The organism is Methylobacterium sp. 092160098-2 (assembly GCF_028920805.1).
GTDB classification, from domain to species: Bacteria; Pseudomonadota; Alphaproteobacteria; order Rhizobiales; family Beijerinckiaceae; genus Methylobacterium; species Methylobacterium fujisawaense.
Window position 1 is genome coordinate 576,538 of record NZ_JAQPZJ010000001.1, and the last position, 26,052, is coordinate 602,589.

Consider the following 26,052-nt stretch of genomic DNA (forward strand, 5'->3'; position numbering starts at 1 on the left):
CTCAGGCATCGGCATCGTCCTTCCGGCGGCTCTCCTGAAATGTCGTGACCTCGGCGAGAATGGCCGGCAGCCCCTGGGGCGAAGCGGCAAAATGTGCCTCGGCCTGCTCGATGAGCGAGCGGAGATCATCCCAGAGATCGACGCGCTGGAGATCGGGTGGCGTGATGTTGGTCGTCTGAAAGTCGCCGAGCCCGAACCGGTGTCGAAGAGAGATCCCGTTGTGAACGAACTCGGCCAGTTCACGCGCGTGTGTGTCGACGAACGGCCGCAGGAGAGGATGATCGCCGTAGCCGATGCCGCACGCGGTCAGCGACTCCTCAATGAAGCTCTGAAAGTGGTCGACGAGTGTCTGTTGGCTCTCGCCGACGATTCTGAGGATGAACGTCACGTCGCGGTCCGCGACAGCGAGAATGCGCGTGGCGACGTCCGCGGCTGAGGCGCTCGGCGTTCCGGGCGGCGTAGTCATGAGCGGCGCCTGCCCTTGAGGTGGTGAATTTGGCGGTAGATCGTGCTGCGCGCGACACCGAGCCGGCTGGCCGCGACGGAGACGTTTCCGTTCGCGTCGGCGATGGCCTGCTCGATCGCGCGCCGTTTGGCGTCCTCCAGGCGATCGGTCGGAAGCGCGGCGTCTATGTGCTGCGACGCTACCGGTGGGAGAGGATCACGACCTGCCGGCGTGTCGGCGATCATCTCTTCGGGCAGATCCGTGAAGCCCACCGGTTCGCCGCTCGACAGAAGCACCAACCCCTCGATCAGGTTGCGCAACTCCCGCACATTGCCCGGCCAATCGTAGCGCTGCAGAAAGGCGAAGACGTCCGGCTCGAAACGCAGCGGCGGACACCCGTGCCGGATCGAGAGCTCCCTGTTGTAGTGCTCGATCAGGGCCGCGATGTCATCCGAGCGCTGGCGCAGCGGCGGGATCGTGATCCGCACGACGCTGATCCGGTAAAAGAGATCCCGCCGGAAGCGGCCCTGCTCGACCTCCAGCTTGAGATTGCGGTTGGTCGAGGCCACGAGCCGCACGTCGACGGGGCGCGGCTTGCTATCGCCAAGCCGGGTGACGGCGCGCTCTTCCAGAGCACGCAGGAGATAGGGTTGCAGGTCCAGCGGCATCTCGCCGATCTCGTCGAGGCTCAGCGTGCCGCCGTGAGCCTGTTCGAAGCGGCCCGCGCGCCCTTCGCGCGTCGCACCCGTGAACGCTCCGGGCGCGTGGCCGAACAGTTCGCCGCCGAGCAGATCCTTTGAGATCGCACCGCAATTGAGGGCGACGAAAGGTTCGTGGCCCGTGGTCGAACCGACCGTATGGGCAAGCTGGGCGAAGAGCTCCTTGCCGACACCGGTCTCGCCTTCCAGGAGGATCGCGGTGCGTCCCCGAGCGGCCCGGACGACGCGATCAACCGCCTGCAGAAGCGGCTCGCTGCTGCCGATGATCCGTGCTTTGGCGGCGGTGAGGAGCGGCGTCTCCGGGATGCGCACCGCAACGCTCGGCCGCGGCTTGCCGCCGAGGACCAACATCGCGCCTCTCACCGCGCCGCCGCGCATGAGCGGTTCCAAGCTGTGGCCGGTCAATGGCTCCGGGAGCCGCAAGCCAAGATCGGTCACTGCGCCGGTCTCTGACCTGGCGAGCCGCTCCCCGATTCTGAGGTTCGCACCGGCGCCGAGCGTCGGCCACCGTCGGCGGGCGACCTCGTCGAAGTGCAGAACTCGCCCGAACTGGTCGAGCAGAATCATGCCGTCCGACGATCCGACGTGCCGAACCCGATCGAGAGACGCTTCCAGAAGAGAGATCCGTTCGATGTTCGCGCGCTCGACCAGCATCTGCTGGATCTGCCCGGCCGAGAGCATCACCAGCGCCAGGTTGTAGCGGTGAAACAGCCCCTGTGGCCCGGACAGGTCGACGAGACCGATCACGCTCCCGTCGAGCGGGTCGCGGATCGGAACGCCGACGCAGGCCCAGGCCTTCACGCCCTCGCAGAAATGCTCCGCGGCGTGAACGTGGACCGGGCGGCCCGTCGACAGGGCGGTACCGATGCCATTTGTGCCGGCGACTGACTCCCCCCAGGCGGCCCCAACTTCCAGACGAATGTCATGCGCACGCTCGATGGTGCGGCGGCTTCCGCCGACATCGAGAATGACACCCTGCGCATCGGTGACCACCGCCATGGCCCCGGTCTCGCCGATGATCTCCGTGATCCGCTGGAAGGCGGTACGGGCCGAGACCAAGAGATCCTCGTTCTCGCGGCGAAGCCGCTCCAACGCGTCGTTCGAGGTCGACTGCGCGCTACCGCGCCCGTGCGCGTCGACGCCCAGGGTGGCGCTGCGCTCCCAGGAGTGTCGGATCGCAGGCCGGATCATTCCGGTCTCGCCCTCGAGCCGACCCGAAATCACGAAGTGCTCCCAAGCCCGCATGATCCGCTTTTCGTCGTAGTCGCGGTCGCGGAGCATCTCCGTGTCGGCGGCCCAAACGCGCTCTGACGCCAGCTCCTGGCCAGTCGGCAGTTGCGCATCGGGACCGAGATCGGTCGGAGGTTTGAACGGAAGCTTGGTCATATGGACGTCGCTGTCACGCCAAGCGGCTGCCGCCACGCGGAGGATATCCGAACGGGATGAGCACCCATCTCGCCCAGGCGTGCGCGGCGTGCTGGGATCCAGACATGTTACTCCTCGATACCGAGCCTCGCGGCGATCTCCCGCTTGAGACCGTCTTCCGTGTTCGCATCCGTGACGACGGTGCCATCCAACGCGGCGAGCCGCTCGGCAACCGCGGCGTCGAGCGGTGCGAAATAGCCGTTCTCCTTGGTTGCCAGGACGAAGCGCAAGGCCTGCCGCGGTCCGCGCAGATCGCCCACGTGATGCAGTTGCCGGCCGGACTCGAAGTCGGCAACGACCACGCGGCCGTTCGGGCTGAGACGGATGTAGGGCGTGACACTCTTTTCCGCCGCGCTCCGACGGGTCCCGTAGGCGCGCGTGACCTCTGGTGACGGAGTTTCGATGATACGCGTTCTGGCACCCCCTCCCGTGATAGCCCGCTTGATCTGATCGATCGTGCCGCGGTTCTCGGTGAGGATCCGCTTCATCGCAGCGTCCTCCTTCCGCGGCCCATCCTGCCTGGAAAGAATATGCACCATGGTTTCCTCCCGATGCCTCAGCAGCCCCGCCTCGACGAGCGGCTGGTTGTTCGCGCCAATTACAGAGCACCGCTCGAATACGACAAGGCATCACTAGTTTCGGCCAGCTATGCCGGGCGACCGCTGTAACGGGCGGTCGCCCGCATGGTCGGTTGCGGGATGTCACGCGCGGCCCAGGTTCTCCGCGCCACCGCCGAGAGCGGGGCCCGCTGTCGGATCGACATGTTCCGGAAGCTCGGCCACGAGCGTGTCGGTCGTCAGCACCAGGGTCGCGACGGAGGCCGCGTTGCGAAGCGCGGTGTAGGTGACGCGCACCGGATCGACGATGGCAGACTCGACCATGTCCGTGAACGTACCGGTCGCGGCATCGAAACCGCTACCGCGGCGCGCTGTCGTGAGGTTCGAGATGACGCGCCCGGGGTCGTGTCCGGCGTTGCGTGCGATGAACGCCGCAGGTCGCGTCAGGACCTCTTTGACCAAGCCAATGCCGCGCCCAAGGTCACCGTCAACGTTGCCGAGCGCGCGTTCCAGAACGGGCGCGCACTGCGCCAAAGCCGTACCACCGCCGGGGACGATCCCTTCCTCGGCCGCGGCGCGGGTTGCGCTGACGGCGTCGTCGATCAACTGCATGGTCCGCTTTTGCTCGACAGGCGTCGCGCCGCCGACCATCAGCACGGCCGTTCCGCCGGATAGCTTGGCCAACCGCTCCTTGAGCTTGTCTTGCTCGATGTTGGGCGGCGCCAATTCGTACTGCCTCGTGACTTGAGCGAGCCGGGCGGCGATCGACGCTGGGTCGCCCCTACCGCGCACGATTGTGGTCTCACGAGCGCTCGACCGCACGCGGTCCGCCGAACCGAGATCGGACAGGCTCATCTCTTCCAGGCGACCCCCAAGATCGCGAGCGACGACCTTGCCGCCCGTGATGATCGCGAGATCGTCCATCATGGCCTTGCGCCAATGCCCGTAATCCGGCGGATGGACGACGAGGACCTTGCCACGATTTTCGTCCCCGAGAAGCGTGACCAGAACCTCCGGAGAGACTTCTTCGGCCACGATGACCAGCGGCCGTCCGGTGCCGGTCACTGCCTCGCGGATCCCGGCGAGTTCCTCTGGGCTCCTGATCTTCAGGTCGGTCAGGAGTATGAACGGGTCGTCGAGGACGACCTCCATCCGTTCGACGTCGGTGACCATGTGATGAGAGATATAGCCGCGATCAAACGAGAGTCCCTCGGTCACCTCCAACGTCGTCTGCGTGGTGAGCCCATATTCCGACGTAACAATCCCAGTGCTGCCGACTCGTTCGATCGCCTCAGCTACGAGAGCGCCGAGTCTCGGATCCGTGGCGGCGATCGTCGCGACTGCCCGCAGCATCTTACCGTCTCGAGCCGGCACCGCCGACCGACGCAATTCTTCGACGACCACCTCTACGGCACGGTGGATCCCCTTGCAGAGGTCGACCGCTCCGGCGCCCCGCTCCAGGGCCCCGACGCCGCCCTGGATCAGGCCGTTCGCCAGGACCATCGCCGTCGTCGTTCCGTCGCCGGCGACCTCGTTGGTCTGCATCGAGACTTCCCGAACGACCTGAGCACCCATGTTCTCAAACCGGTCCGGCAACTCGATCTCAGAAGCGATCGTGACGCCGTCGCGCGACACGATCGGCGTCCCAATCGGCCGGTCGATCATCGCGTTCATTCCCTTCGGGCCGAGCGTCGACTCCACGGCGACGGCGAGCTTCCCCACGCCGCGGGCCAGCGCCCGACGCGCCTCGATATCGTGCAGGAGGACTTTGGGCATGTGTGTTTCTTCCCCGGTGGTGTCGTTGATTCAGAAGGGGGCCGCTGAACTGAGGTTCGAGATCCCCCAACCGCTCCCGCGGGCGTCCGATGTTTCGGGCGGGAGGCGCCGGCCGCCCGTGGGCGGCCGGCCGATCTGTCCATCGACGTCGTTTACTCGATGTACTGCAGAGCAGCTTCCATATCGCCGAACAACGTGACCGTATTGTCGTCGATGCGGATCATCCTGCCGTAGTGCGTCGAAGTGTTGACCTCGAAGATCTCCGCGGTCATCTCCTTGCCGAGAATTTCGCTGATCTCGTCCATCTTGAAGACGAGTTCGCCGTTTCCATCGATGCGGATCAGCGCAGGCTGGTGGGTGATGGTGACGCCCGGCTTCTGGCCCATGAATTCAGCGATCGCGCGCGCCTCGACGCTGTCGTTCATGGTAACACCGCACTGGTGTGAGATCGTCTGATCGAAAGAAAGATCCCCCATCTTTTGGAAGATGTTCTGGTTCGACGCATTGCGTGCATTCACAGACATGCCAATTACTCCTGAGGAAGATCGAGGCCGAGCTCGCCGAGGATCTTGGTGACACGTTCGGTGGACGCCGCTTTCGCGTCGGCGAACTGGGCCGGCTTCGAATGAGGCTGTGACCAGATCGGCTGGAGATCGGCAGCTGCCTTGCGAGCCAAAGCGACGTGCCGGTCGACCCAGCTCCGGAACAGGGTCCGGTTGTGCTCGGCGTGCGCGGCGTCCGTGGCGAGCAGGTGAAACAGGTCGATCGCGTTGGCGAGGTTGCGCTCGTAGTCCGCCTCGGCCGCGGAGATCACCGGCGGCGTGATGAAGTCCCCGTTCGAGGACGCGACCTGCATCAGGAAGCCGCTGCGAAACAGCTCGCCCACCAGCGGCTCGAAGACGATGTTCGTCGCGAAGTACTGCTCCAGGTAGTCGGTCGAGCCCATGATGGCCTCCACCGCTTCCCGGGTGCCCTGCCAAGTTCCGTCCTCGAGCCAGTGCCGCTTACCCGCCGTGTCGTCGAACCCGGCGATGTCCATCCCGATCTCCGCGAGGTAGAGCGTGATGTCCTGGGCGAGGCGCAGCTTGTAGGACGAGTTCGTCAGGGTCGCGTTGTTGATCATCTGCGTGTAGCCGTAGCGCTGCGCCTGCATGAGCGCGGTGCCCAGCCCGAATTCCACATGCTTCCATGCGCCGAGATGGTTCTGGAGGATCTTCACCCAGGCCTTGTCGAAGGCGGCCGGAGCGCCGGCCTTGCGACCATTGGCGATCACGGATTGCACCATCGCCTCGATCTTCGACTGTCGCTGATAATGCGTGCGCTCCCACTCCTGATCAGGCGCGCGGAAAGCGTGCCAGTCGGAGCTCAGGGCCGCCGTATTCTCCTTCGAGTACGCGCCCTTCCCGTCCGCGAACGAAATGATCCAGTTCTGGAGTAGGTAACGCTCGGGATCGGGCTGTACGTCGACCGTCATGTCTTCGTAGTGGGTCGCACGTTTGCCCTTGGGTTCGAAATACCGGTACTTGCGGCTATCCGAGTCCGCGAAAATCGCGGAGCCGGCTGCGCCCGACTTCCGTGTGGCGGCTTCCAACGTCATCATTGTCCTCCCGGTGGTAACTCGCCGCTGGTGGCGACTTGGTTCGGCCCGGTTACGTCCGTGCCGGTGTGAACTTGTCGAAGAAAATCCGCTCCGAAGATACGTCGTTCATCTGCAGCACTGGGGTGAGTGCCTCGATCATCGGCTCCGGACCGCAGGCGTACACGTCGAGATCTTCCCCGTAAGCGAGACGACGTAGATGGTCGTTGACGACCTCGTGGACGAACCCCCGCTCACCCTGCCACGCGGCGTCGTCCGAAGCGTGGGAGAGGACCGGTATGAAGGTGAAGCGCGGATTGGACCGCGCCACCTCGGCGAACAGATCCAGATAGAACAGATCCGTTTGCGTGCGCGCGCCATAGAAGAAATGGACTGGGCGTTCTTCTCCGCTCGCGATGTGGTCGTGAAGGATGGACCAGAGCGGTGACATCCCCGAACCACCCCCAACGAGGATTAGGGCTCCTCCTCTGTTTTCACGGCGGAAGCAGGTTCCGTAGGGTCCTTTGACGCCGACGGGGGTTCCGACGTCGAGCTCTCCGTCGAGGCGGGAGGAGAATCGGCCGCCGGGATATTTTTTGATGATGAACGAGAGTTTTTGCGTTTCGCTCGGCGGATTTGCCATGGAAAACGAGCGCGTAATCTCCTCTGCTCCCGGAAGTGTGATGTCGACATACTGTCCAGCCCAGAACTTCAGAGGTTGATCAAGTTCGATTTCAAGCAGGCGAATGTCGTGCGTCAGACTCGAGACGCGGCTGACACGCCCTTGGAGGTCCCGGACCGGGATCGATTTTGAGAGCAGCTCCTCGTCGTAGTTGAGGAGGTCGACCTCGATATCGCTCGATATAAGGCTCCGGCAGAGAAGAACATGGTTCTGGTCACGCTCCGTCTCGTTCAGCGCGAACGTGGAATAGGGCAGCATCTCGACTTCGCCGTCGGTGACGATGCATTTGCAAGCCGCGCAACGCCCCTCTTTGCAACCGTGTGGGAGCGCAATGCCCTGCCGGAAGGCCGCGTCGAGGACGGTCTCGTCTTCCTCGACCTCGAACTCGACGCCCACCGGGTTGAGTTTGACGGTGTATACCTCGCTCATGGGAGCCAGTTCCTCCTGTGTCGGTGTGTTCTTTTCTGACCGGCTGGCCGGGGTGCCCCGGCCAGCCGTCCGACATCAGTTGCAGGGATTGATCGTGAAGCCCGCGCGATATTCGGCGAGATGCGCCTCGCGCGCCTCCGGCGACATTTCGCGCAAGGTGATCAGCGGGCTCTTCAGCGTGTATCCACGCACATCGTCGAGCGTCCACATATCCTTGTTGTCGAAGCGCAGATGCGGTTGAGGAACGAGGGTCTTGCCGTCTGTGCGGACGAAGCCGAGATCCTTGATGGCATCTGCCAGATCCCAGTTGTGGTATACACTCTCCCATTCACGACGGCCGCTGAACCGCCCCATGGCCGGTGTGGGACGTCCCTCGTATTCGTTGGCGAAGGCTTCGACCGCGGTCCAACGATCGATCTCGTGCGCGAAGGTGTGCAGCTGGCCGTCGATCTCGTCAGTGACGAGATCCTCGCGCACGACGCACGGCACCAGCGAACTCCAGCAGCGGTGCGGATAGACGTAACCGACATCCTCGTTGAAGGTGACGATCTTCTGGCCGGGCCGGCTCAGCTTTCCGTACCACTTCCAGTACTCGCCGAACTGAGCGTACCAACCCGGATATTTGTGCTCAAACCACTCGAAGTCTTTCTCGGTCTGCGCCTCAATCCGCCAGAAATTCACCGGCCAGCCGACGGAGAAGAACTGTGCGATCTTGTGAACGTAATGTTTCTCGGTGATGCGCTTCCAGGCCGTCTGAACGTCGTCGTGGTGAATTTTGATGCCGTATTTCTCCAGCGGGAGCATGTAGGTGCGATAGTAGTCCTCGAAAATCCAGCGGTGCCACATCTCCGCGTAGGACTCCTTGTCCTTGTCACGGTTCGTGGTGCCGTACTCGATGAACGTGCCAATCGCGGCATCGACGATGGCGTGGTTCTGCCAGAAGGCGTAGCGCAGGTCGCGCTCGAGCAGGAGGTGGTTTTCCGGCTCTTTCAGGATCGACATCAGCATCGAATGCCCGTTGCCGACGTGCCGGCTCTCGTCGGACTGCACCGACAGGAACACGGTCGGCAGAGCATAGTCGCCGTTACGGGCGGCCTCGGACGGCATGGCCACGAACAGCGTGTTCGTGAAGGCGGTCTCGGCGACCACGGTCAGGTAAATGTTGGCCGAGGTGATCGCGTCGCCGGTGATGAAACCTTCGCCGAATTGACGACCGATCGTCGTCGCATAGCATTTGCCGAACGCCTCTTCGGTGATGTCGAAGCCCGCCGGGTCGATATAGTTCTCCATGTACCATTTCTTGAGGTTCATTTGGATGGTCGAGTGGCGGAACTCGTCGACCATCTGCATGGTAAACCCGGTACGCAGCTCCTCGCCGGGCGCCAACCGACCGACCATCGCCATCGAACGGGCGGCCGAAATCTCGGGAAACGGAATGATAGCCAGGAAGAGCTTCATCCACTCGACCCACCGCGGCTCGACGTTTCGGAACATGTCGCCGCGCAGCGCCGCATCGAGCGCCCCGTAGACCCGATTGTCCTTCTCCTCCTGCATTGGGAAATAGGACCGCAGAACCTGCTTCATCGGATCTTTGGGGGCCTTGGTGATCTTGTAGTCCGTTGGGAAGGTCATAGCCTCCTGGACGTACGAGGGGTTCCAGCCGAGATCGGCGATCTTCTTGGCCGCCTCTCCGACGGAGATCCCTTTCTGGGCTGTTATCTTGTTGAGTGTCAGTGTTCCAGACATCGCTGCATCCTTAGGTTTCGCGATAGTCGATGTGAAAGACCAGGTAGGTCCCGGGATACCGGGCCCTCAGACGCAGGAAGGCGTCGAGCGCGGACGCGCCTGGTCTCAGCTATCGGCAAAGGTCTCGGATGACTGCTGGAGCGTCTTGCGTGCCCCCGATCGCGACTGCGCAACACCGAAGTCTTGCATCAGGCCGCTGAGCGTGGCGTCCAGATCAGTCTCCTCCCTCGTTCTTGTCGTGACCGCCACCTTGGGCTTGTCATCATTGTTCTAGATCGAACTTACGCATGGGCCGTGCCAGGTCAACCGGAAAAGGGATTTTAGCAAGAAAATGCAGGTTTTTCGCGCGGCCTTTTCAAGCATCGAGGCCGCCATCGCTCGAATTTGCTGCACTTCAACTGTTGCAAAATGCGCCACTGTCGCATCGTGCAACAGTACGGAGAATATTCTTTTCTCAAGGGCAGGTCGGTGGCAGACGAGAGATGGGAATGGTCAGCCGAATGATTCGCTCGGATCCCTGGCGTCGTGGCGGGAGGACATGCGAGCGTCATCGCGATAGTAGCTGATTCTTGGACTGCCGCCGCTTTAAAGGATGTCGGCCAGAACATGCGCAGGGTTCCATGACGGTAGTGTATCAGCCCGGCACCGAGGCGGAGGCCGGGGAGATCGTGCGGGCGGCGGCCGGGCGGGGCGAGCGTCTGCGGCTCGCCGGCGGCGGGACCGCCGCGGGGCTCGGCCGGCCCGCGCAGGACACCGCGACCCTCTCGGCGAAGGCGCTCACCGGCGTCACGCTCTACGAGCCGGCCGAGATGGTGGTGGCGGCCCGGGCCGGGACGCCCCTGGCCGAGGTCGAGGCGCTGCTCGCCTCCCGGGGCCAGATGCTGCCCTTCGAGCCGATGGACCTGCGCGGCCTCTACGGCAGCGCCGGCACGCCGACCCTCGGGGCCGTGGCGGCGATCAACAATGCCGGACCGCGCCGGATCAACGCCGGGGCGGCCCGGGACAGCCTGATCGGCGTGCGGTTCATCAACGGGCGCGGCGAGGCGATCAAGTCGGGCGGCCGGGTGATGAAGAACGTCACCGGGCTCGACCTCGTGAAGCTCATGGCTGGCGCCCACGGCACGCTCGGGCTCCTCACCGAGGTCACCTTCAAGGTCCTGCCGGCCTGCGAGCGGGTCGCCACCCTGGTCTTCCCCAACCTGGACGACGCCCGGGCGGTCACGGCCCTGTCGGAGGCCCTGGGCTCGCCCTTCGAGCTCACCGGCGCGGCCCACCTGCCGGCCGGGATCGGCGCCCCGCAGGCGCGGACGCTGATGCGCCTCGAGGGCTTCTCCGACTCCATCGACTACCGGACGGGCGAGCTGCGCCGCCTGCTGAAGCGCTACGGCCAGCCCGAGATCGTGGACGGCGAGGCCGCCGCCGCCCTCTGGCGGTCGGTGCGCGACGCCGCGCCGCTGGCCGAGCCCGGGACGCCGCCCTCTGGCGGATCTCCACGGCGCCGACCCACGGCCCGGCCCTGGCGGCGGCGATCGCGGCGGAGCGCGACGCGCGCTGGTTCTTCGACTGGGGCGGCGGCCTGATCTGGCTCGCCACCGGCTCGGAGGGCGATGCCGGCGCCGGGACGGTGCGCCGGGCGGTTCAGGCCCAGGGCGGCCACGCCACGCTGGTGCGTGCCCCCGACGCCGTGCGCGCCGCCGTGCCGGTGTTCCAGCCGCTGGCCGAGCCGCTGATGCGGCTCACCGCGGGCATCAAGGCGGCGCACGATCCGGCCGGGGTGCTCAACCCGGGCCGGATGTACGCCGGACTGTAAGCTTCAGATTCCGCCCCTCCCCGATCGCGGGGAGGCGAGGCGCCGAGGATGTGACCCGTGCAGACCAACTTCGCCCCCGCTCAGCTCGCCGACCCCGCCATGGCGGCCTCGGAGAAAATCCTGCGGACCTGCGTGCATTGCGGCTTCTGCACGGCGACCTGCCCGACCTACCTGCTGCTCGGCGACGAGCTCGATTCCCCGCGCGGGCGGATCTATCTGATCAAGGACATGCTGGAGGGCGGCAAGCCGGCCTCGCAGGAGGTGGTCAAGCATGTCGACCGCTGCCTCTCCTGCCTGTCCTGCATGACCACCTGCCCGTCGGGGGTGCATTACATGCACCTCGTCGATCATGCCCGCGCGCATATCGAGAAGACCTACGCGCGGCCGACGGGCGACCGGTTTCTGCGCGCCCTGCTTGCCCAGGTCCTGCCCTACCCGAACCGCTTCCGCCTCGCGCTGGTCGCCGCCAAGCTCGGCGTGCCGTTCCGCGGGCTGGTCGGCCGCCTGCCGCGCGTGGGCAACCGCCTCGCCGCCATGCTCGACCTCGCTCCGGCCGAGATGCCGCCCCGTGAGCCGACGAACCGGCCGGGCCGGTTCGCGCCGGCGAACGGACAGGCCGCCAAGCGCGTCGCGCTGCTGCGCGGCTGCGCCCAGAGTGTGCTGCGGCCGGACTTCAACGCGGCGGCGATCCGGCTGCTCAACCGCCACGGGATCGAGGTGGTGCACGCCAACGAGGGCTGCTGCGGGGCGCTGACCCACCACATGGGCAAGGAGCATTCGGCCCACGCCCACGCCAAGCAGACGATCGACGCCTGGGATGCCGAGATTGCCAAGGGCCTCGACGCGATCTTGGTGACGGCGTCCGGCTGCGGCACGACGATCAAGGATTACGGCTTCATGTTCCGCGACGACCCGGCCTATGCCGAGAAGGCGCGGCGGGTCTCCGCGCTCGCCAAGGACGTCACCGAGTACGTGGCACAGCTCGACCTGAAGACAACCACGGACGCGAGCGACCTCGTGGTGGCCTACCACTCGGCCTGCTCGATGCAGCATGGACAGGGCATCCGGACGGAGCCCAAGGCCCTGCTCAAGCGCGCCGGCTTCACCGTGAAGGACGTGCCGGAGGGGCATATCTGCTGCGGCTCGGCGGGGACCTACAACATCCTGCAGCCGGAGCTCGCCGCGAAGCTGCGCGCCCGCAAGGTCGCCAATATCGAGCGCGTGCGCCCCGACGTGATCGCCACCGGCAATATCGGCTGCGCCACCCAGATCGGGAAGGGCACCGGCATCCCGATCGTCCACACGGTGGAGCTGCTCGACTGGGCGACCGGCGGTCCGAAGCCGCGAGTTCTGGATCGCAGGGATCTTTGAGGAAACCGTTCTTCTGTGCCCCCGGCGTTCCGGGGCGCACAGGAGACGCGACTTCACAGCGCCTGCGCTTCCCGGGGACGCACCTCCACGCGCGTCCAAGCCTCCTCAGGCTGCTTTGACGGAACGCAGAAAATCCGAGATCGATGTGCCCAGTTGGCTAGAGCGCTCCAGCACGTCTCGGGAGGCGTTCAGGACGTCCTCCGCCGCCCGTTCCGTCTCATTGGCTCCGTGTCGCACATCGAAAATATTCTGCGACACCGTCTTAGAGCCGTCGGCCGCCTCGCAGACACTGCGCGCGATCTCGCCTGTCGCTGCTCCCTGTTCCTGCATCGCGCGCCTGATGCTCGAGGCCATATCGCTGAGGGTCATGATCGCCTCCCCGATCTCGGCGATCCCACCTACGGTCGAATGGGTCGCTTGCCGGATCTCATCGACTTGTATCGCGATCTCCTCGGTAGCCCGCGTGGTCTGAGCCGCGAGGCCCTTCACCTCTGCAGCAACGATCGCAAAGCCCCGGCCAGCCTCCCCGGCCCGAGCCGCCTCGATGGTGGCGTTCAGGGCCAGGAGATTGGTTTGGGCCGCTAGAGCGTTGATCATCCCGACCACAGCGCCGATCCTGTCCGCGGCCTTCGAAAGCGTCTGGACCCGAGCGTCGGTCTGCGTGGCCTTCTCCGACGCCTCGCGCGCCATTTCCTCCGATCGCGCGGCCCTGGCGGACAGTTCCGCCACGCTCGCGGTCAGCTCCTCCGTCGCGGCAGCGACGGTCTCGACGTTGCCCGAAGTTTGCTCGGCTGCACCGGCGACCTCGATCGACCGGCGGTTCGTCCGGTCGGCCACCACCGCCATAGCTCGAGCGATGGCATCCATCGCCGTCGCCGCAGCGGATAAGCCGGCGAGGACACCCGAGGCGTCTCGGTCGAACGCGGCAACCAAGTGATCGATGTGTTGCGTCCGGGACTGGCTTGACGCCGCGGCTTCGATCGCCACGTGGATATCGACGAGAGACCCGCAAGCGCGGACGGCCTTGCCAGTCGCATTATGCACGACTCCACCGGTGGCGCGGAACCAGCGATAGTCACCATTGCGAAGTTTCAGCCGGTAGTTGATGTCGTACGCGCCCTTGTTCTCGATATTGGTCAGCGCCGCGCCGAACGCCTCGAAGACTCTGGCGGCATCGTCCGGGTGCAACCGATCGGACCATGAATGTACGACGTCGGGGAAATCACTCTTCGCGGCAAATCCGACGAGACGACGAAACTCTTCGGACCAGGTCCAGCGGCTCTTGGGGTGCATCGGATCGCCGTCGTGAAGAATGGCATCCCAAAGGCCGATGCCCGCATGGCGGCCAAGCACATCCAACAACTCATCACTCGTGGAGCGTCTTCTAAACATGTTTATTTCCCCATGGAGCATCGCCTTATAGTTGGCCGAATTTCTTAATAAATATACGCATCGTTTGCGTTTCATCGGAAATACGTCGATCTAATCTGTTTTCCTAAGCCCTACGTTGCCGTCATGAAGGCTAGATCCGAGAAGCGAGCATTGTGGGACACCTTTGTCATCATGCCGCGGTGAAGAACCCCGAGGCTGCTTCGGCCGCAAATGGCGTGTGGCTCTGAATGAAGTTCAATGCCGAGGCCGCTGGCAGTGGCTGACCGTACAGAAAGCCCTGAACCTCGGTGCAGCGTTCCTGCCGCACGCGGACGAGCTGTTCCTCGGTCTCCACGCCTTCGGCCGTGATGGAGGTGCCCAACTGCCCTCCGATGCTCACGATTGCCCGAACGATCGTCGCGGTGAAATTGCGGCCAGCGAATCTCGTCAAACGGCTCCCCGTCCCGCAGCTCGTCGGGGGAAGGACCCAGCAGCTCGCGGGCGCGGCGGTTCTGTAAAAGAACCCGATTGTTCGGACACAGCATAAGTATGCCCTGGTCCATGTTCTCCAGAACCGCATGCACGAATGCGGTACTCCCGTGGACCGGCGGCCGGTCCATCGGCGCGGGACCGGCTATGTCACTGCCTTCTCCGAAAGGCGCGAGACTTGTTCCTGAAGCTTCGCGCTCGCACAGTTCGGCCCTGAACCGGCCATATGGCGTTCTCGATGCCGGGTGCGCGTTGACAGACCCGTCCTCGAACTCGGCGTCTTGAGTGAGGAGCCCACTGCCGCTGCAATCCGGAAGTTCGCGACCGGCTGCCGACCGGCGGCGTCGCAATGTTACTTCAGGGCCGTAGGCAATCACTGCGGAGCCAAAGCGACCGCCAGCAATCAGTCGCACGCCCACGACCAGCGCATGGACGAGTTTGGTCGCGAAGTGGTGGAGGTAAGTGAATCGCACGCCGGATCCGCCGGCATCCCGTTCGTGCGGGATCGCGCTACGACAGGCCACCTCCTTGTCAAGGCAAGCCACTGCGGCTTTCTCCCGTGTGCGTATCATAACGCATCGCGTAGCCCTTCTCGAACGTAGGGCCCCTCAGTCCTCTGACGGCTTCACGCTTACAGAGAAATATTACGAAATCATTATGCGTCTACCGTAAATCGGCGTATTTGCCGAGTATCTTCAGCCTTCATCGCAGCATAAGTGACCACGAGCAAGACATTGATCGCCGCGAAAGCCGGAACTCGCAGTGGTGAGAGCTCAGGCTTCCGAGATAGATCTTCACCAGACGTCGCAGGACGGCGCTCAATGAGGGGTTGAACGAGGTACTCGACCATTCTGCTACACTAGGGATCTGTGAAGCCGCACAATCCCAGCTCACCAGCGCGGCGCCTTTGATCAATCACGTTATGCGCAGGATCAAAAACCCCGAGGGATCGCTCAGGGCGCGCGTGTGACCCAGTCTGTGACCGCGCTGGGCTATGGCACGCGCCGGGCGGAGGTGTCTTTCAGATTACCGGCACCATTTTCCAGAAGTAGACTCTTTCGGCGCCGCCTCGCAGGAATGGCGCTTCGGACCAGCGGTCCGCCTAGCATGATTGAGGACCGACGCCGATACGGGCGTCACAATTCTGCGACATCCGCCGCCTCAACCTAATCAGCGAGCCTCGAATAGATCCCAATCCGGAAAGAACTGCCGCAATTTGAAAGCCGAGATCGCGGGGCTCGTGTAGAACCTGAGCGATACGTCGGCGGCATTGGTGCCGACGTTCGCGACCTGTCCGTCAAGCGACAGGCGGATCTTGGAGCGGAACGCCGCACGTGAAACATCTCGATCCTCTTTGTAGCCGGTACGCCCAGTGCGGCTCGCTCGCAATCCCGCGGCCGGGAGCCGGCGCGTCAGGAACAGCACTGCCGGCGTTGCCTCACCTGATGCAGGACGGAGCAGCCTTATGGTCAGGCCATCGTGCTCCTCAGCCTCGTCCGTAATACGCAGCCATTCGGCTTCGGAACACGAACGGCGATGAGATCGGCAGCGCGCCGGCCGCATCAGCTCCGCGCCGCATGCGGCCGTCGACGGGCAACGTCCCCAAACCGCCTAGAGCCACACATATCAAAGGTTGCAGGCTCCCGCGCCACCTCGCTTACTCCCTTGTAACCTCTGATTGTGTACGCCCACCAGCCGACGCCGTCTGCCGTGCCGGCGTAGGACGCTCACAACCCCAACGGACAACGCTCATGGCGCGGACCGTCCTTGATCTCTCTGCCTTCGCCGCGCGGCTGGACAGTCGATCGCGCGCCGCGCCACCGCGCGTCTCGAGACCGCCGACCCGGCGCCATCTAGCCCAGCCCCTCGAGCACTTCGCAACGATGGCGGTCGGCTGTGGCATTTAGGGTCGCCGCGCGGACGATACTCGAACTCGGCGCCGAGCTGATCAGCTCGGACGCGACAGCGCTCTATGAACTCATCAAGAATGCGTACGACGCCCGCTCGAAGCGCGCGACAATCGCGATCACGACGGTGTTCAAATACAGCCATCTGCGCGACACGCTGAAGCGTATCGAGCAAGCACAAAAGACGGTGGCGACGCAGGGCGCTGATGCCGACGTCCTCGCGGACCGCATCTTAAAGGACGTTCTCTCGAAGATCGACGAGAGCGCACCTGAGCACATGCGAAGGCGCGAGAGCGCCCGACGCGCAGGCCGACCCCGTCGAGATGGCCACGTCGCCGAGCGCCAACACGAGTGCGTCGGCCTCGACGCCGGGAAGGCTGACATTCAGGTTTCCGGGCAGACGCTGGTCGAGGGTACCATTGACGGTCAGTTCGGGTATCGCGTGGCGTAAACGTTTCAACAGGGCATCGCGCAGATGGCCCAGTCGTCGGGCCTCGGCGGCCATCTCCTGGGCCGCGATGCGGCAGGCTTCACCGAGCCCAACGCAGAGCGCGAGCGGCAACGTCCCCGGCCGTAGGCCGCGCTCCTGTCCGCCCCCGAAAATGACAGGTCTGAGGCGCCTGCGAGCGCCCGCGCTGCAGTAGAGGGCGCCTATGCCCTGCGGACCGTACAGCTTGTGGCCGGATAGGCTGAGCAGATCGATACCGGTCGCCCGGACGTCGAGCGGCACCTTGCCGACAGCTTGAGCCGCATCCGTGTGGAAAAAACAGCCATGAAGGTGACAGAGCGCGGCCAGATCCGAGAGAGGCTGCAGTGTCCCGACCTCGTTGTTCGCCGCCATCACCGAGGTGACGATCGCACCGCAGGCAAGCCTATCCTCGACCACATCGAGGTCGATCAAACCGTCCGCGTCGACTGGGAGTTCGAGAGCCTTGACCCCCTCCGCCTGAAGCGCATGGGCCGTTTCCCGCACGCAGCTGTGCTCAATTGCGCTGTACAGAAGGCGGGGGACAGGCCTGCCCTTCGCGGCCTTCTCCCGCGGCTCGAACAATCCGCGCAGTGCCAGGTTGCAGGCCTCTGTCGCACCCGCGGTGAAGATGATGTCCTCCGGCTCTGCTCCGATCAACTGCGCCACCTGCCAGCGCGCCTTCTCGACCGCAACGCGGGACATTTCCGCACGCGCGTATCCTATGGAGTGAGGGTTGCCGAACTGCGCGCCATAGTAGGGCAGCATGGCTTCCAACACGCGACCGTCCAGCGGGGTCGTAGCATGATGGTCCAGAAACACGCCCTGCTCGAGGACGGCAGAGGGGGCACCCTGGACGAGGTCAGGCATCTGGCTTTCTGAGCGGCTCGAAAAATCGCTACCTATCACCGGAAGCTTTCCCTTCCTACGGGAAGGGGCTTCCAGGATCGTTGCGTCGGCCCTATCGGAAGGCGGTAGCACAGCTTCAAGCATGCGATTCGAGGCGGTGCAACGTTCCAGCTTTCCTGGTCACGATGCATTGAGGCGGGGCTCAACTGCGGTTCGCTGAGCAGTGGAGCCGCCAACTCGACCAAGTTCGGACCGCATCGCGCCATTCTCGCTCCTGGCGGCCCTACACCGCTCGCCGCCGAAGTAGAGACCAGTTCGGTGCATGCGTGCGCGTCACGACATGGCCTGAGAGCGAGATCCGATCGCGACCGAACGGGACGCGGCTCTAGTCGCATCGCGGTGTCGTGCGCAGAGCGCGCTTCGGCGGCCGCTGGTTCAGAGCGCGAGGCGCTCCCGGACACGCAGAACTGGAGACTTGAGAGTCCAAGCACCGTTCGCAGGTCGCGCAGGCCCCGCACACAAACACACGCGTAGTCCGGGTTCTCGAGAGGCGAAGAGCACCCCGTAACGGGATTGCCGTTGCCGGGTGCCGGTCATCAGAGCTCCGGACGTCATGCCGGACAGACCACACCATTCGCTAGTTCCCAAATACGAAAGGTGTCCGTCCTCGTGGTGAGAAGCGGCCTTAATCTTTTCTGCTATCTGGCTGACTACCGGAAGTCCACCCGGGCTGACTCGGGTTGGTATTCGGCTTTCCAGGGCTCAATCTATCTTTTCCTTCGTCGCCGGAGCCGGATTTATCTGAGGTATTCGCACTCGCGCCCGTCGAATTCGCGGATGAGCCACTCGGTGTCGATGTAGAATTTGATGAAGAACCAATTGTATTTTGAGCGATGGCGTCAAAACTTATTCCGAGCGCGCAACCAACTAGGATGCTTAAAATGAAAAACTTGCTTGGCATGGTCATCTCCCTGCACGCTCCTTGAAAAGGTGGTGCGTGGGCCAAGAACGTCTCTGCCTTTTGGCTGTTCCGGCAGTTGTGCCGCTCCAGGCATGACAGAAGCACGCGCGCTGTAGTTTTGACGATTCGGATTGCGCACTGAACCGCGATCGAGCGCGACACCGATGTTCGAACTAGCCGGCACCAAGTGACAACCCCGCCTGCTGAAGCAGGCGGCTTCTCAGGACAGCTCCGCGGCAACCCGCCCGCTTAAGTCCTGAAGGCAGGATGTCCCGGCCTTATCCGAAGGCCCGCCGATGCACGATCTTGGCCGCAGCAACGTCACGATCCAAGACACAGCCACAGGTGCAGCGGTGCTGGCGTTCCTTGAGCGCCTTCGGCCCGATCGCGCCGCATGACGGGCACGTCTGCGATGTGCCGCGCGGATCGACCAGGACGACCTCGGCTCCGGCGCTTGCAGCCTTGAACCGGACGAACTGGACGAGCGTGCTCCACGCGGCATCATGAACGGACCGGGCCAGCATACCTTTCTTGAGCCCGGTGAGATTGAGATCCTCGAATGCAACGCCATGTTACCGCGACACCAGGGCTCGCAAAAGCTTGTGCAAGTGATCGCGGCGCTGGCGCGCGATCTTCGCCGATGCTGCCGCGAGGCGGGCCTTGGCCTTCAGTCGACGTTTCGACCCGATCTTGCATCGGGCGAGTTGGCGCTGTCGCCTGCGCTGGGCCTTGTGGGCTTGGCGGGCGTAGCGGGGAACCGAGATGGTCTCCCCATCACTGGTCGCGACGAGGCTGTTCAGCCCGAGATCGATACACACGGTTCCGGTCGCGCAGGTCTCGGCGAAGGCGGCCTCGACCGAGAACACCACGTACCACTTGCCCTGCTGGCGCGTGAGGATCGCGGTGGCAAGCGTCGCGTCTTCGGGCAGGTCCCGATGCCACACGGCTTTGATCCCGCCCGGCACGCCGACCACGCCGAGGTGGCGATCCTTCCTCAGGGTCAGCCCGTCACCGGAGCGGAACGTGGCGGCGTGGTAGCGGGCGGCGGCGCGAAAGCGCGGGAACCCGTGCCCGCGCTTGAAGAAGGCGGCGTAGGCCTGGTGGGGCCGTCGCAGCACCTGCTGGAGGGCGGTGAACGATCAGCGTCCGAGACCTTCGGGATCGGCGGTGCGGCAGGCCTTGAGTTCGTTTGCCTGCGGCGCGTAGCCCAGGCTGACACGTCGACGGCGGAACGCCTCAATGCGCTGCTGAAGCCCAGCGTTGTACAGGCTGCAGAAGTCCCGCAGCATGGCGTCGAGCGCCGCGGCCTGCGCGCGATTGGGCCGGAGCCGGTCTTTGTACGATCTCAACGCCACAGGCAGATCGTACCCGATCTGTTCTCAGGAGCAATCGCCGAGCCGCATTCCCCCTTCGCCTAAAGGCGACGGTCCTCTGCTAAACCATTTATGGGATCATCAACCTCGAGTGTCGAAGAACCGTTGAGCCCTCCTCTCGCTCAATCCCGTGACCTCAGCTTAGTTCGGCGGGATTGCTCGCTTCCGCCTCCGGCGCGGCACCGCTAGTCCACGTGCTGCTGCGTCAAATCGGCCCAGTCTAGTGGCCATAAGTCCGGCGAAACTGGGCGTTGTCGTTTCTTGAGCCCTTCTTGCATCATCTTCGCCAGTTCTCGCCAGATCTAGGTCATTTCTGAGGAGTTTCCGAGTAAATCTCAAGATAAAAGAATGTCCAGTTCGAGCCTGCCACCACGTATGAACGGCGTATCGTCATTGACTTAGGTCTAAAGCTGAGTTGTTCTTTGCATCTACCATGAAGGAGATCGCGATGTGGTTTAACTCCTCCGCGGCCCGATCCACATGGCGTGCGATCAAAGGCTGTGCATCTCTAGGACCACCCGCTTCGCACAACCCAATAAAGGACCAGATCACCGGAGCGAGCGACGTATGTAGAGACCGTCGCCTAGAGGGTGCGCGTAATCCGACCGTTTTGGAGGCCGATCCGGCGCGGGTCGCGCCGTACCGTCACCGACCTGGACCAATCCAGCCGCTCAGTCCGCTTCGACGACCAACCCGGCAAAGCCGGGTGGGCGCAGGATGCTGGCTGAACAGCCGAACCTGCGCCAGGACCTCGGCCGGGTTTCCGGGCCTCGCAACCTTGCGTTGGAGCCGGGAACCCGCGTCGCCCCGACTCTCATGAAGTTGATCGGCTACCCGTCAAACGCGGACGGCGCAGGTCCGGCCATTAACCCAATTGAGCGCCGCCCCGAGCACATCTTTGTGGGTGAGGATCGATGTTCGTCTCCTGAAAGCGCGGAACGAGCCGAGTTCAGATGGTGCAGGTCGCAACGTCGACCGCACACCAAAGCATCTCTCGGGAAAAAAGAAAATATTTCGGTCTTTACGCCCGGGTTTGCGTGAATCGCTTTATTCACCGCAGAATTTAAGTCGGGAGCAGTTCCAAACTCCGACGAGAACCCCATGAGTGACGATCTTATCCGAGAGCCAGGGCCGGCGGCCCAGGAGTGCAGTCGGGGCGACACGACCGGTGTGGCGACTGGCGAGAACACCGTACTCTTTCATCTGCCATCGGAGCGAAAGCAGGGTGAGGGCCTCAAAGTGGCGTCTCTCGGCGATATAGAGGCTTCCTAGAGGCCGAGCGCCAACGGCCGGATTGCGCGAAGCTCCGCCAAGGAGCGCGCAAAGAGCGAAGTGCGGGAGCTGCCTCTGTCTCCAGGCGCCTGGCGACGATCTCGCTGCTGAGGACGGTGCCACCGCAACGGCTCTCGTCATCGCCTGTTCGGTGCATATCTCCTGCGATATCCACGCAGATAAATCGTCGAGCGAATGAACGCCGTCGTTCGGCCGGACATTCGAGCTTTAGACATTAGTCGTGCTGTCTAAATCTGAACTTTCTAGATGAATGTGCGCAACATCGATTGCGTTACTTACTTAAGTCTGTCAACAACCTTCGACATTCGCTGTGAGCCCCCAATGAATCTCATGTTCGCCGGCCATCTCGACCGGGCTTATTTACTCGGAGGGAAGCCGGACCGCTTCCGTCCGCCGCTGACGCGCGCGGGTTCGCCGCACGCGGATGCGTTCGATGCGTACAGGTCGTTTTTTCATCGCTCCGCGATGGCGGTGGCTCTGAGTTCCGCCCTCGTACGCCATCTGGATCGTTCGCCGCCCGGCGAGACCATCGTCTCCCATCGTGGCGAAGACGGTCGGCTCTACGACTCGATCCTTCGAGCGGAGCTCGAAGACGACGCGCTGCGCCTGGCGAAGATTTCGGTGGCAGCAGAGGCCTTTTCTGACGCGACGGCGGAGATGATGCGCCTGCGCGCCCCCGGTGATCCGCACGAGGCGAATCTAATTCATCATGTCGAGGGCATCTTGTTCAACGTCCTACATGCATGGCAAACCGGCGCGACGCTCGTATTGGCGGACTGCGACCGGCAGGTCCTCGTCGAATTACTGAACTGCGTGATCGCCAATGGCATCGCCTTGCCATACGGCATCCCCGACCTTCGCAAAATGAAATCATCTGATAGCAAGACGTCCGGCGTCATCGCCAACCTCGAGCCGGGCGACTACAACGATCTCAACGCGATGTTAGAGGACTCCGCGATTCGAACATATCAGCACCGGCTGAGCCGCCTCTCGGAGAGTCGAACGGTCAACGTCGGGATTTTGCTGAGAGCGGCCTTGGAAGAAGCCCGCAGGAACAGCTCGCGCATCCGTGAGGCGCCGGCCGACATCACGCTCACGTCGGCCCGCGTCCGGACCATCGACACCGTCGACCTCGACGCCGTCGAGATCGATCCCTTCAAATGGGTGAACCGAAAGCCGTCCAAACCGAAGATGCACATTATCGTGCTCTCGAGCGCACGGAGCTTGGGCTGATGGCGTGCGGCGCAGTTGGGCCAAGATCGGCGCGCCGACGACCGGAAGCGGCGTGGAACACCGCAGACCTTCGCGAGATCAACGCCGCTTGGCCAAATAGCTCGGCGGAAGTGATTTATATTTTCCGCAAGTCGACGTGGCCCGTCAGTGATTGTGCGACCGATCAAGCCGACGAGAGACACTTCAAGGGAAATAGAGCTCATCAATGCGATTAAAGCCTGTCGTTCAAAACTAAAACCCTAAAGGACATCGAAATCATGACCAAATCCAAAGATGAGCACGACGCTCACGAAGACGCTTGGCCGTTTGAAGAGGTCCTGATGGCCGGGCGCACCGCCGCACGAGCGCGACAACAGCGCTTTCTGGACTACGTCGCGGACACCGATCCTAGCCTGTCTGCCGCGCTGGCATCAGAGGCCGCACGCTTCGATGTCCTGACGCGCACGGTGATCGAACCTGCGATGCGCGAGGTTGCCGATAAGGTAATGCAGCGCGGATGGCACGTCTCTGTCGTCCGCGACGACGATCTCGACCGTTTGGCGCCATTCGCCACACCGGGCATCCGCTTCTACTGCAGTCGCCGTCCGCCCCGGATCGCGACCGTCGACTGGCTCTGGCCGCCTGCCTTTGTCGCCTATTATGGGTGTGCGCAGATCCAAGCCGTGCGGACCCATGTGGAATTGGACGAGGTCGCAACTGCGCCTCTTTCGTTTCACGACGAAACGCCGCTCGCCTATCCAGAGGTCACGCGCGATGCCGTTCGTGCGCTGCTCGTCGCCTTCCTTGACCATCTGTAGCGCATCGGCCGAGAGGCCCGATGCCGCAGAGCAGGCTTGCGAGAATCATCGTCGCGGCTGCGGTCTCAGCCAGCCGACGAACGGTGTGCAGGAAACTGGCTACGAAGCAGGACATCCGCGGCAGATAAACGACTGATCGCCGCTGCAAGCAGAGCTTGTTCGAATCGCTTAAACCGCAGCATAGCTAAACTTCGCTGCCGTCTTCGATGAGGGACGTGCTGAAGTCATCTGTATGCCTCCTGTGAGGAGCAAGATCATGTCTACAAAAGCTCGGTATCCCGCGGCCGAGAAAGGTTGTACGCGAATTCAGATCGAAGCGTTCGAGCGGATCGCCACCGGTGCTGATCAGGGCCACGCGCCTGCGACGCTCGCGGCGCTCGAGAGGCGCGGTTTAATCAAGCTGCAAGAGACAATCCTGCCTGGCGACTTCGTCGTCTGGGTCAAGGTTCCGGTCGTACCGCTCTCGGTTCACCACGCGTGGTGCGCCTGGTGCGCCGAGCAGTCACACACAGAATAAAGCGATTTGGATTCACGAGGCGTACTGGGATGAATATCGTTCTAGCTGGGCAGTTCGACCGCGTATACGCAAATGCGCTCGCTTGCGGCGCACAGGGGCAGGATCACATTCCGGACACACGTTCCAACGACGCACAGCCCGAAAAGGATCGGCACCTCTTCCGTCGGGCTGCGACACTTGCCGCTCTCAGCAGCACTGTCGTGACGGCACCGGATTGGTATACCTTTGACGACGGGATCGAGGAGAGCCAAGCCGCGCTTCTCCGCCAGGATCCCAGTTTCGCGCCCGGCATGGCTCTCCCGAGAGAGACGTGGGCCGAGTTATACGACGACGCAGTCGGGCTCGTGAAGGCGGTGGACTTTCTGGGGAGCTATTCCGAGCAGTCCTTGGCTACGCTGGATGATCTCAGTGCGCCGCATGTTTGGATCGACGGCGACAGTCCGCGCAGCCTGCAGCGCGCTAGCATCGGTGCGACTCATGCCTACCTCACGGAACTCCTGCTGCAGCCGTTCCTGGCCTGGGTATCGGGTGCCGTGCTCGTAATCTCGGGAGCTGACTGCCACCTGCTGGCAGACATCGCCGCGTTCCTCGTCGAGCAAGCCCGGCCCCGACCATTTCCGATACCGGATCTGAGTGTCTGTCCGGCGACATATTGAGTGATGTGAGGGGTTTGTGATTTAAGGCGGCCTGTGTGGAGGCTGCCGATGTGGACGACCGAGAACCGGGCCCGCTACGATCGAAGCGAGCTTCGGTATCCGAGCGATCTGACGGATGACGAGTGGGCGCTGATCGAGCCCCTGATCCCTCCAGCCAAGCGCGGCGGCGGCAAGCGCAGCGTCGACATGCGGGCGGTGGTGAACGGCCTGCTGTACGTGCTGAGCACCGGCTGCCAATGGCGGGCGATCCCAAAGGATCTGGCGGCGCGCTCGACGGTGCACGATTACTTTGACCTGTGGGACTATGACGGCACGCTGGAGCGGATCCATCACACGCTCTACGTCGCCTGCCGGGAACGAATGGATCGGGAGGCCAGCCCGACGGTGGCCATCATCGACAGCCAGAGCGTGAAGGGCGCGGAAAAGGGGGGCGCTCGATCGACCCGCCCGGCTACGATGCGGGCAAGAAGATCAGGGGCAAGAAGCGCCACATCCTCGTCGACACGCAGGGCCTGCTGATGCACGCGCTCGTCCATCCCGCCGACATTCAGGATCGGGATGGCGGCGTGCTGGTGATGGCCACGCTGTTTGGCCTCTACCCGTTCCTGCTCAAGCTCTTCGCTGACGGCGGCTATCAGGGACCGGCCTTCCAAGATGGCCTTCGCAAGGTCTGCCGCACCCTCACGGTCGAGATCGTCAGGCGCTCCGATCAGGCTAAAGGCTTCGCCGTACTGCCCAAGCGTTGGATCGTCGAGCGAACGATCGGCTGGCTTAACCGCTGCCGCCGTCTCGCAAAAGATTGGGAATGCAAAAGCCGGAAAGGACGAGCGTTCGTCCTCTTGGCCTCCATCCGCCTCATGACCCGAAAGCTCTGTCAGAAAACATCATGATGCCGGACAGACTCTGAGAGAGATCGGCCTGCTCGACAACGCTTCCGTGTCGGGCCGGGTAGTCAACCTCGACCTGACGGATGTCAGCGATATTGGCAAGGCTCGGCGGGAGCTGCGCGTCCAGGGCTATGCGCATCGACTGAAATCAATCTTTGAAGCGCCTGATTTAATTAGCGTCGGCGAGCGCCTCGAACTGGCGATGGCTGCGGCGCCTCCGGCGGAGGCGCGACCGCGATACGGCGACAATGACATTAAAGTCGTCGTTGTAGATGCCGAGATCTTGAGGAACTCAAATGTGCGAGTGGCAGCGCACAATAAGGCTCTTGTCCGGTGGGCGCGCCGACAATTCGCCCCTCAGATGCTCCGCACCATCGTCGTCGCCTGAAACCGCAACCGATCGGATCAAGTCACATGCATTGTAACCTGCGGCTGCGAGACAGTTTCGGCAGTCTATTGACGAGAAGCCTCGGAAGCCTCGTTTGATGGTATCCAAGTGGTTTCCTACTGTGCCGGCTAACTCGTAACGTAGTATAGTCCTGGGCTTGGCGAAGGTGATTTCAATCGGCTGAAGTCGAATCAGTAGGCCGGCAGATAGAGCTGCCGCGATCCGGCTACGTCAATGCGCTCGCGAAGACTGCTTATCTTAGGGTCGAGCATGTCGTCGGGGACGACCGTATGGACGTGCATAAGGGCCGGAACCAGGGTCTCTTCGAT

General features: G+C 63.3%; 22 protein-coding genes and 2 pseudogenes. 8 read left to right on the forward strand and 16 right to left on the reverse strand.

Translation table 11 applies throughout. The features are described from left to right. Nucleotide 1: 1 nt before the first annotated feature. The 8 genes from PQI07_RS02660 to PQI07_RS02695 all read right to left on the reverse strand — a co-directional run bounded on the left by PQI07_RS02660 (nucleotide 2) and on the right by PQI07_RS02695 (nucleotide 9,355). Nucleotides 2-466: a hypothetical protein gene (locus PQI07_RS02660; protein WP_043387323.1), complete on the reverse strand. Its 465-nt coding sequence runs from the start codon at nucleotides 464-466 to the stop codon at nucleotides 2-4. Then, nucleotides 463-2,550, reverse strand: a complete 2,088-nt coding sequence (locus PQI07_RS02665; RefSeq protein WP_051976244.1) for a sigma-54-dependent Fis family transcriptional regulator — start codon at nucleotides 2,548-2,550, stop codon at nucleotides 463-465. Before PQI07_RS02665 ends, PQI07_RS02660 begins: the two co-directional genes overlap by 4 nt. 107 nt (nucleotides 2,551-2,657) lie before the next feature. Beyond that, nucleotides 2,658-3,077 carry a hypothetical protein gene (locus PQI07_RS02670; RefSeq protein WP_051976243.1) on the reverse strand — a complete coding sequence of 140 codons (420 nt, stop codon included), beginning with the start codon at nucleotides 3,075-3,077 and terminating at the stop codon, nucleotides 2,658-2,660. A 213-nt stretch (nucleotides 3,078-3,290) separates the two neighbouring features. Continuing rightward, complete coding sequence (locus PQI07_RS02675) at nucleotides 3,291-4,922, reverse strand: molecular chaperone GroEL (RefSeq protein WP_043387318.1); 1,632 nt, start codon at nucleotides 4,920-4,922, stop codon at nucleotides 3,291-3,293. Nucleotides 4,923-5,074: 152 nt separating this feature from the next. Continuing rightward, nucleotides 5,075-5,446, reverse strand: a complete 372-nt coding sequence (locus PQI07_RS02680; protein ID WP_043387316.1) for an MmoB/DmpM family protein — start codon at nucleotides 5,444-5,446, stop codon at nucleotides 5,075-5,077. Nucleotides 5,447-5,451: 5 nt separating this feature from the next. Beyond that, a complete protein-coding gene (locus PQI07_RS02685; protein WP_043387331.1) occupies nucleotides 5,452-6,519 on the reverse strand; it encodes an aromatic/alkene monooxygenase hydroxylase subunit beta in 1,068 nt (355 codons plus the stop codon). Nucleotides 6,520-6,571: 52 nt separating this feature from the next. Then, the gene (locus PQI07_RS02690; protein WP_043387315.1) at nucleotides 6,572-7,609 is read right to left on the reverse strand and encodes an NADH:ubiquinone reductase (Na(+)-transporting) subunit F; all 1,038 of its coding nucleotides are present in this window, start codon (nucleotides 7,607-7,609) and stop codon (nucleotides 6,572-6,574) included. 75 nt (nucleotides 7,610-7,684) lie between these two features. Beyond that, nucleotides 7,685-9,355, reverse strand: coding sequence for an aromatic/alkene/methane monooxygenase hydroxylase/oxygenase subunit alpha (locus PQI07_RS02695; protein WP_043387314.1), 1,671 nt, complete (start codon nucleotides 9,353-9,355; stop codon nucleotides 7,685-7,687). Nucleotides 9,356-9,975: 620 nt separating this feature from the next. On the opposite strand from PQI07_RS02695, the pseudogene glcE reads away from it, so the two are divergent. Next, nucleotides 9,976-11,165 (forward strand): annotated as a pseudogene (gene glcE / locus PQI07_RS02700) (glycolate oxidase subunit GlcE). 57 nt (nucleotides 11,166-11,222) lie between these two features. After that, nucleotides 11,223-12,536 carry a glycolate oxidase subunit GlcF gene (gene glcF / locus PQI07_RS02705; RefSeq protein ID WP_043387310.1) on the forward strand — a complete coding sequence of 438 codons (1,314 nt, stop codon included), beginning with the start codon at nucleotides 11,223-11,225 and terminating at the stop codon, nucleotides 12,534-12,536. Between the two features lie 105 nt (nucleotides 12,537-12,641). Here glcF and PQI07_RS02710 read toward each other — a convergent pair whose 3' ends face one another. From PQI07_RS02710 to PQI07_RS02740, 8 genes and pseudogenes are all read right to left on the reverse strand, one after another. Then, nucleotides 12,642-13,889, reverse strand: coding sequence for a methyl-accepting chemotaxis protein (locus PQI07_RS02710; protein WP_244538970.1), 1,248 nt, complete (start codon nucleotides 13,887-13,889; stop codon nucleotides 12,642-12,644). Between the two features lie 208 nt (nucleotides 13,890-14,097). Next, nucleotides 14,098-14,358, reverse strand: a complete 261-nt coding sequence (locus PQI07_RS02715) for an EAL domain-containing protein (RefSeq protein ID WP_446720937.1) — start codon at nucleotides 14,356-14,358, stop codon at nucleotides 14,098-14,100. After that, nucleotides 14,291-14,968 (reverse strand): annotated as a pseudogene (locus PQI07_RS37840) (PAS domain-containing protein); the annotation flags it as partial. The gene PQI07_RS02715 and the pseudogene PQI07_RS37840, both read right to left, overlap by 68 nt. 598 nt (nucleotides 14,969-15,566) lie before the next feature. Continuing rightward, nucleotides 15,567-15,821 carry a hypothetical protein gene (locus tag PQI07_RS02720; RefSeq protein ID WP_139239547.1) on the reverse strand — a complete coding sequence of 85 codons (255 nt, stop codon included), beginning with the start codon at nucleotides 15,819-15,821 and terminating at the stop codon, nucleotides 15,567-15,569. 714 nt (nucleotides 15,822-16,535) lie between these two features. Next, entirely contained in the window at nucleotides 16,536-17,639 is a 1,104-nt protein-coding gene (locus tag PQI07_RS02725; RefSeq protein ID WP_051976242.1) for a cysteine desulfurase family protein, read from the reverse strand. Between the two features lie 1,218 nt (nucleotides 17,640-18,857). After that, on the reverse strand, nucleotides 18,858-19,103 hold the full coding sequence (locus PQI07_RS02730; RefSeq protein ID WP_244538966.1) for a transposase: 246 nt from the start codon (nucleotides 19,101-19,103) through the stop codon (nucleotides 18,858-18,860). A gap of 48 nt (nucleotides 19,104-19,151) precedes the next feature. Continuing rightward, entirely contained in the window at nucleotides 19,152-19,697 is a 546-nt protein-coding gene (locus PQI07_RS02735) for a transposase (RefSeq protein WP_244538965.1), read from the reverse strand. A 21-nt stretch (nucleotides 19,698-19,718) separates the two neighbouring features. Then, complete coding sequence (locus PQI07_RS02740; RefSeq protein WP_274925978.1) at nucleotides 19,719-19,934, reverse strand: helix-turn-helix domain-containing protein; 216 nt, start codon at nucleotides 19,932-19,934, stop codon at nucleotides 19,719-19,721. A 1,632-nt stretch (nucleotides 19,935-21,566) separates the two neighbouring features. On the opposite strand from PQI07_RS02740, the gene PQI07_RS02745 reads away from it, so the two are divergent. The 6 genes from PQI07_RS02745 to PQI07_RS02770 all read left to right on the forward strand — a co-directional run bounded on the left by PQI07_RS02745 (nucleotide 21,567) and on the right by PQI07_RS02770 (nucleotide 25,723). Continuing rightward, a complete protein-coding gene (locus tag PQI07_RS02745; protein ID WP_043387305.1) occupies nucleotides 21,567-22,478 on the forward strand; it encodes a hypothetical protein in 912 nt (303 codons plus the stop codon). Between the two features lie 257 nt (nucleotides 22,479-22,735). Next, nucleotides 22,736-23,275 (forward strand): hypothetical protein, encoded by a 540-nt coding sequence (locus PQI07_RS02750; RefSeq protein ID WP_043387304.1) that lies wholly within the window; start codon nucleotides 22,736-22,738, stop codon nucleotides 23,273-23,275. A gap of 256 nt (nucleotides 23,276-23,531) precedes the next feature. Continuing rightward, on the forward strand, nucleotides 23,532-23,792 hold the full coding sequence (locus PQI07_RS02755; protein ID WP_139239546.1) for a hypothetical protein: 261 nt from the start codon (nucleotides 23,532-23,534) through the stop codon (nucleotides 23,790-23,792). Nucleotides 23,793-23,821: 29 nt separating this feature from the next. Continuing rightward, nucleotides 23,822-24,448, forward strand: coding sequence for a hypothetical protein (locus PQI07_RS02760; protein ID WP_043387302.1), 627 nt, complete (start codon nucleotides 23,822-23,824; stop codon nucleotides 24,446-24,448). A gap of 48 nt (nucleotides 24,449-24,496) precedes the next feature. Then, nucleotides 24,497-25,338 (forward strand): IS5 family transposase gene (locus PQI07_RS02765; protein ID WP_091995063.1). Its coding sequence is split into 2 segments (ribosomal slippage): nucleotides 24,497-24,887 and nucleotides 24,887-25,338, totalling 843 coding nucleotides; the frame shifts between segments, so codons are not numbered across the junction. A gap of 46 nt (nucleotides 25,339-25,384) precedes the next feature. Beyond that, nucleotides 25,385-25,723, forward strand: a complete 339-nt coding sequence (locus PQI07_RS02770; protein ID WP_139239463.1) for a hypothetical protein — start codon at nucleotides 25,385-25,387, stop codon at nucleotides 25,721-25,723. Nucleotides 25,724-26,052 lie beyond the last annotated feature (329 nt).

What these genes read in the sequence shown, in the direction of transcription:
- PQI07_RS02660 (WP_043387323.1), bottom strand. Translation starts at nt 466, where the DNA reads ATGACTACGCCGCCCGGAACGCCGAGCGCCTCAGCCGCGGACGTCGCC.
- PQI07_RS02665 (WP_051976244.1), bottom strand. Translation starts at nt 2,550, where the DNA reads ATGACCAAGCTTCCGTTCAAACCTCCGACCGATCTCGGTCCCGATGCG.
- PQI07_RS02670 (WP_051976243.1), bottom strand. Translation starts at nt 3,077, where the DNA reads ATGAAGCGGATCCTCACCGAGAACCGCGGCACGATCGATCAGATCAAG.
- PQI07_RS02675 (WP_043387318.1), bottom strand. Translation starts at nt 4,922, where the DNA reads ATGCCCAAAGTCCTCCTGCACGATATCGAGGCGCGTCGGGCGCTGGCC.
- PQI07_RS02680 (WP_043387316.1), bottom strand. Translation starts at nt 5,446, where the DNA reads ATGTCTGTGAATGCACGCAATGCGTCGAACCAGAACATCTTCCAAAAG.
- PQI07_RS02685 (WP_043387331.1), bottom strand. Translation starts at nt 6,519, where the DNA reads ATGACGTTGGAAGCCGCCACACGGAAGTCGGGCGCAGCCGGCTCCGCG.
- PQI07_RS02690 (WP_043387315.1), bottom strand. Translation starts at nt 7,609, where the DNA reads ATGAGCGAGGTATACACCGTCAAACTCAACCCGGTGGGCGTCGAGTTC.
- PQI07_RS02695 (WP_043387314.1), bottom strand. Translation starts at nt 9,355, where the DNA reads ATGTCTGGAACACTGACACTCAACAAGATAACAGCCCAGAAAGGGATC.
- PQI07_RS02725 (WP_051976242.1), bottom strand. Translation starts at nt 17,639, where the DNA reads ATGCCTGACCTCGTCCAGGGTGCCCCCTCTGCCGTCCTCGAGCAGGGC.
- PQI07_RS02730 (WP_244538966.1), bottom strand. Translation starts at nt 19,103, where the DNA reads ATGCTGGCCCGGTCCGTTCATGATGCCGCGTGGAGCACGCTCGTCCAG.
- PQI07_RS02745 (WP_043387305.1), top strand. Translation starts at nt 21,567, where the DNA reads ATGAATCTCATGTTCGCCGGCCATCTCGACCGGGCTTATTTACTCGGA.
- PQI07_RS02750 (WP_043387304.1), top strand. Translation starts at nt 22,736, where the DNA reads ATGACCAAATCCAAAGATGAGCACGACGCTCACGAAGACGCTTGGCCG.
- PQI07_RS02755 (WP_139239546.1), top strand. Translation starts at nt 23,532, where the DNA reads ATGTCTACAAAAGCTCGGTATCCCGCGGCCGAGAAAGGTTGTACGCGA.
- PQI07_RS02760 (WP_043387302.1), top strand. Translation starts at nt 23,822, where the DNA reads ATGAATATCGTTCTAGCTGGGCAGTTCGACCGCGTATACGCAAATGCG.